This window comes from Flavitalea sp. (genome assembly GCF_035489435.1).
Taxonomy (GTDB): Bacteria; Bacteroidota; Bacteroidia; order Chitinophagales; family Chitinophagaceae; genus DATHKG01.
In genome coordinates this window covers 1-5,265 of record NZ_DATHKG010000011.1, presented here as the reverse complement: position 1 = coordinate 5,265, position 5,265 = coordinate 1, and the positions used below count along the sequence as shown (strand labels likewise).

At 40.6% G+C, this 5,265-nt stretch carries 7 protein-coding genes; 4 read left to right on the top strand and 3 right to left on the bottom strand.

Annotated elements, in window-relative coordinates; all coding sequences use genetic code 11:
* On the bottom strand, positions 1 to 408 hold a 408-nt coding region (locus VK664_RS01110), incomplete at its 3' end, for a hypothetical protein (protein ID WP_461396747.1).
* A 277-nt stretch (positions 409 to 685) separates the two neighbouring features.
* On the opposite strand from VK664_RS01110, the gene VK664_RS01105 reads away from it, so the two are divergent.
* The 3 genes from VK664_RS01105 to VK664_RS01095 all read left to right on the top strand — a co-directional run bounded on the left by VK664_RS01105 (position 686) and on the right by VK664_RS01095 (position 2,627).
* The gene (locus VK664_RS01105; RefSeq protein ID WP_461396748.1) at positions 686 to 937 is read left to right on the top strand and encodes a helix-hairpin-helix domain-containing protein; all 252 of its coding nucleotides are present in this window, start codon (positions 686 to 688) and stop codon (positions 935 to 937) included.
* Between the two features lie 6 nt (positions 938 to 943).
* The gene (gene mgrA, locus VK664_RS01100) at positions 944 to 1,939 is read left to right on the top strand and encodes an L-glyceraldehyde 3-phosphate reductase (RefSeq protein WP_461396746.1); all 996 of its coding nucleotides are present in this window, start codon (positions 944 to 946) and stop codon (positions 1,937 to 1,939) included.
* A 166-nt stretch (positions 1,940 to 2,105) separates the two neighbouring features.
* On the top strand, positions 2,106 to 2,627 hold the full coding sequence (locus tag VK664_RS01095; protein WP_461396745.1) for a HEAT repeat domain-containing protein: 522 nt from the start codon (positions 2,106 to 2,108) through the stop codon (positions 2,625 to 2,627).
* 66 nt (positions 2,628 to 2,693) lie between these two features.
* Here VK664_RS01095 and VK664_RS01090 read toward each other — a convergent pair whose 3' ends face one another.
* Positions 2,694 to 3,938, bottom strand: coding sequence for a DUF1624 domain-containing protein (locus VK664_RS01090; RefSeq protein WP_461396744.1), 1,245 nt, complete (start codon positions 3,936 to 3,938; stop codon positions 2,694 to 2,696).
* Between the two features lie 200 nt (positions 3,939 to 4,138).
* A complete protein-coding gene (locus tag VK664_RS01085; RefSeq protein WP_461396743.1) occupies positions 4,139 to 4,684 on the bottom strand; it encodes a hypothetical protein in 546 nt (181 codons plus the stop codon).
* A 322-nt stretch (positions 4,685 to 5,006) separates the two neighbouring features.
* Here VK664_RS01085 and VK664_RS01080 point away from each other — a divergent pair.
* Positions 5,007 to 5,265: hypothetical protein (locus tag VK664_RS01080; RefSeq protein ID WP_461396742.1), on the top strand; the 259-nt coding region annotated here is incomplete at its 3' end.

The following is a 5,265-nucleotide window of genomic DNA, read 5'->3' as shown; positions in this document are numbered from 1 at the left end:
AAAGTACATTTTCCTGGTAAGCACTATACCAATATCATTCATATTTGGCCCGCCATTTTCGGCTGAGACATCTACCTCTATTAAGTACTCTTGTCCTGGAACTACTGGTTGAGAAAGCATTGTTTGCCAAAAAGAACGGGTATTATCCTTTTTCCGGGCAGAAAAAAGTTGTATGGCGTAAGGGCTGCTGTTGATCTTAGGTTTATATCCCCAGCCCGGCCCGGTGGCATATACATAAAACCAGGCCGCAGGGGCGCATTTCGCTTCATATTCTGTGCAAACGTTTGGCTCGTCAAAGCTGCCGTTGAACACAAGATTCTGCCCCTTGCCTCCAAGAGGAACAGCCCAGACTGCAATGGTTAAGGCAATGAATATTTTAAAGCAAATCATTGATGTAAATACACGCAAGTTAAATATTTACGTTTCAAATCAGTCATTAGTTGGTTGGGGTCTCTGGTTTCCTGGCAATAATTTAGTCTATCCTCGAATCGTTGTAATTTTCCTCCAGTTTCGTGGTGCGTTGAGTATTGGTCAGCACTTGCTTGATCCATTGAGCGAACTTATAAAGATTGATGCCAAATCAATCGGGGCAGGACCAGCATGATGTGAATCAAACAAAACCGAAAGATGAACCGGATCGCATCGTTGAAAGTTGTGTGAACCGGATCGCATCGTTGAAAGTTGTGTGAACCATGTCGGTGTTAATCTGAACACTGCCAGCAAACATCTGTTAACATGTGTTTCCGGGCTTAGCTCCACCGTTGCAAAAAACATTGTAGACTATCCTGCGAAAAACGATGCTTTCAAATCGCGTGACGAATTGAAGAAAATCACCATGCTCGGGTTCAACTTTAGAGAGTTAAAACACGCATTATTTGGTGAGTGGAAAAGCGTATATGCAAGAATGATTGTAAATTACGCAGCTAGTAAAGACTAATTAAACATGAAGTATACTCCGGTTTCGAATCGTTACAATAAAATGGAATTCAAACGTTGCGGTAATAGTGGCTTAAAACTACCCGCCATGTCTCTCGGCCTCTGGCATAATTTCGGCGCTATTGATGATGTCGAAAATGCAAGAAATATTCTCAGGACTGCATTTGACAATGGCATTACTCATTTCGACCTTGCCAATAACTATGGTCCTCCTGGAGGCTCTGCAGAGTCAACCTTCGGTCGCATCTTCAAAGAAGATTTTAGAGACCTTCGCGATGAGCTGATCATATCCACAAAGGCCGGATGGAAAATGTGGGATGGTCCTTATGGTGATTGGGGGTCAAAAAAATACCTGGTGGCTAGTCTTGATCAAAGCCTTCAGCGGATGGGACTAGATTATGTCGATATTTATTATCATCACCGTCCTGACCCCGGAACACCGATGGAAGAAACCATGCATGCGCTGGACCTGATCGTCCGCCAGGGCAAGGCTTTATATGTCGGGATCTCGAGTTACAGTCCAACCGAGACAGAGCAAGCCTGCAATATTTTAAAAAGCCTGGGAACTCCATGCCTGATCCATCAGCCAAAATATTCAATGTTTGAAAGGAGTGTGGAGAATGGATTACTCGAAGTGCTTGAAACAAATGGTGTCGGCTGTATTCCTTTTTCACCTTTGGCGCAAGGTTTATTGACCAACAAATACCTGCAAGGCATACCCGAAGGTTCGAGGGCGGCTTCTCATCGTGGAAACGGCGCAATAGAAGAAGATGCCATTACTGATGATAAAATTGCAAAGGTCAAAAAGCTAAATGAAATTGCATTGAAGCGAGGACAAAACCTGGCACAGATGGCACTTTCATGGATACTTAAAGACAACCGGATAACCTCTGTGTTAATTGGAGCAAGTAAACCGGAACAGGTTACTGATTCTTTGAAATGTCTAGATAATACTACATTTTCGGAATCAGAACTCAAAGAGATTGACAATATCCTAAGGTGACCTTGAGACCGGTATATCAGGATTATGCCCAGTGTGCGTTTAAGGTGTAATTGACGCTTAATAAAATTAGCTGGTTTATTAATTAAGTCGGAGAGTCCCAAACTTTAACCACTGAACACAAATACGGACGGGATGTTATTTCTAACATGCATCAAATCATATTCAAATGGTCAATCTTGAAGATCTGTTTAAGGATAAGACTGTCAAGACAAAGGCTAAAACTGAAATATTGAGTAGTTGGATAGTCGACAAAAAATTATCCATAAAAGAACTTTTGGAATTTGCGGAGGGAGCTAAGGACCCGGTCAAAGCAACCTGCATCGAAGGGCTGGAATTTGCAACGAAACAAGATCCCGCAATTGCCACTAAAGAGGTTTTTCAATTCGTGACAGATGCACTTAAAGACAAAGCACCAAGGGTAAAATGGGAAAGTGCAAAGGTGATTGGGAACACAGCGTCATTGTTTGCTGAAGAACTGGATAAGCCAATTGCCAACCTGCTTGTGAATACCACCCACGAAGGAACTGTGGTACGCTGGAGTGCTGCTTTTGCGTTAGGAGAAATTCTTAAGCTGAACACAAGGCATAACAAGAAACTTCTCCCAACCATAGAAAGTATCATCTCAAAAGAAGAACAAAACAGTATTAAGAAGATTTTTCTCGATTCGATAAAGAAAATGGCCAAATAAAACAGCAAAATAATAGTAAGTTTACCTGACAATATTTGAATGAAAGATGAATCGTTTGGTAATTGCTTATAGATAACTCAGCATCCATTTCTCCCGATGGCTTGTTTTATAATCATCATATTTTTTGCATAATGGATATAAAGCTATAACAACCAATGCCCAAACCAGGTAAACTATTCCCAGGCTATAGCCTTCACCGGGAGCAACAAACATAAAAGGAAAATTACTGCCGACATTTGCTGCATCTTCAAAGGAGTGCCCCCTGGCAAAAAAGAAAATCGCAGCAAGTAGGTGAATGAGGTAAATATGCAGGATATAATAGAAGAATGCCGTTCTTCCAAAAACAACCATCACTTTTGTAAACCAGTTCCTGACCTGCTCCAGGAATGGCAATATCAATAAAGCGGGGCCGATAGTGACACAGAGGTACAATAAGGAAGGCGGGTATTTATTTAGTTTGATAAATGAAAAGAAAGTATAAAGAAAATTCTTTTGTTCGGTCCATTTGGCAGGATCACCATAAATATTTGAAAAACGCAAGACAATAAAAAACAGGATCGATCCGAGACCCAGGCCTACCAGGATCTTACGTCTTTGTTGCAAACTAAATTGCGGCGTAAACAATTTGCCAAGGCAATAACCTAGCATCATCAACCCAGTCCAGGGTGGAAAAGGATAAACAAGCATCGCAACATGATTAGGTGCATATTCATATGTGATGAAATGACCATGATGAAAAAGATCCCACCAGAAATTAGACCGGAACCCGGGAGCGGATTCAGGGAAATCCAGGAGATTATGACCCATTACAAGCATGGCACCCAATACCAGTATTCCATAATATGGCACACGAATCAATACCAGCAAACCTAAAATCACCATGCTGATTCCAATCGCCCAGATCACCTGCAAAGGGATGATGTTCATTGCCGGGTTAAAAGTCCAGCCAAATGCAATAATCACTATCTCTGCCACAATCAGCCAGCCCCCGCGCTTTAAAAGAAAAATCCCCAGTTCCTTCCTGGTTTTACGTAAGCTCTGCAGGTAAACAGAAGTACCGGAAAGAAAAATAAATATCGGGGCACAAAAATGTGTTATCCACCTTGTGAAATACAGCAGGGGTGTGGTAGTGGCGAGGTTTAGTGGATCATCGGTATTGGCGCCAATATGAAAATAATCTCTCACATGGTCAAGCGCCATGATCACCATAACAATGCCACGTAATATATCAATGGATTCGATTCTTCTTTGAGAAACTGCAGTCGCTGGTGTTGCGACAGTTCTCTCCTGAAAAACTGCTGTCGATTGCATAATGGTTGTTTATGAGGGTATGTATTCTTTGTTTATAAAGAGTATATATTCTTTAAAAGTAAGAATAATTCCTGCAAGGTTTTGTCACCGGTTTCAGGGATATATAGATAAGTCAACCCTGATTTGAGTTTACTAGAGCTGAGAGATTTTCGTGATTCATCCTGACCCGAAGTGCCTTCTGACGATTGATATTTATTCCATCAAACCCTGCTCAACAATTGCTTGCCAATTCGTTTCACTGCTTCGGGATTCGATTTTGAGGTGAGTTTATTTACCTTTAAACGGATGAACACTTTACCTTTACGGGCAACAAAAGTGCAGAAATTTTCATCATCCGTATGAAAAAAACCTTCATCTCCGTAGCCGCTTAATTGTTGGTAGCCCAGGCTGTTTTTATTTGAGGCAAAATAAGAATCGATCAGCTTATCAGCTATATCGATGGAAGCATGGCGCTCGTAGGCATAGTAAAGATTGCTTATCCTGATTTGATTGTTCTCCTTAATATTAGCAGTGTATGTTCGATTCTTTCTCAGATACCATCCCTCGCCGGTACTATCTTTACTGGACATGGAATCGGCAATTACACCCAGCATCATTTTAACCTCTTCATTTGTGAGCTCGTAATTTTTAAATGGAGGTGTATAATTTATGTTAGGCGAAGTATAATTGTTATGCGTTGGATATAGTTTTCCATCCACAAAACCATTCAGTACCGTAAATGAAAACAATATTAACAGGTATTTCATTTTATAGTTTTTATCTTCTTTCTAAGTTAACTTTTTTTTGATTGAACTTTAACGGGAATGTTTCATTAACAGCCGTTAACTGGCTACCATCTCCACTATATAAAAAGTGTTGATTCGTGAGATAAATTCAAACCTTTGATTTTGAAGGAGATCGGCAGCTGTATGTGTTTTATAGACACAGGGGAGATGAAAACGATTGATGGGGTGCAAATGAAATATAAATAATTCTGCAAAAGGAATATAAATGATTAATGGTGGGTTAACAAAAGCTACAATGCGTAAATTTGCATTAAGCCTTATTCTGCATTAAGTCTTAGTCATTATGACCTATATCCGACATTTTATCAACCAGGATCTTACAGAAAAGATGCCACTGCCGACCCAGATGATTTTCAGCTTTCGGAAACTGATCAAATGGTGGGAACAACAGGCCGAAAGCCAGGATCATATCGAAGCAGAAAAAGCGAAAGAAGTTCTTGAGCTTATAAGAACATTTCCAAAATTATTGGGCCCACTCCAGGATAGTGACCTGGAGACATATCAGCCGCAGATTGAAATACTACTGGCACCGTTTTTTCCTC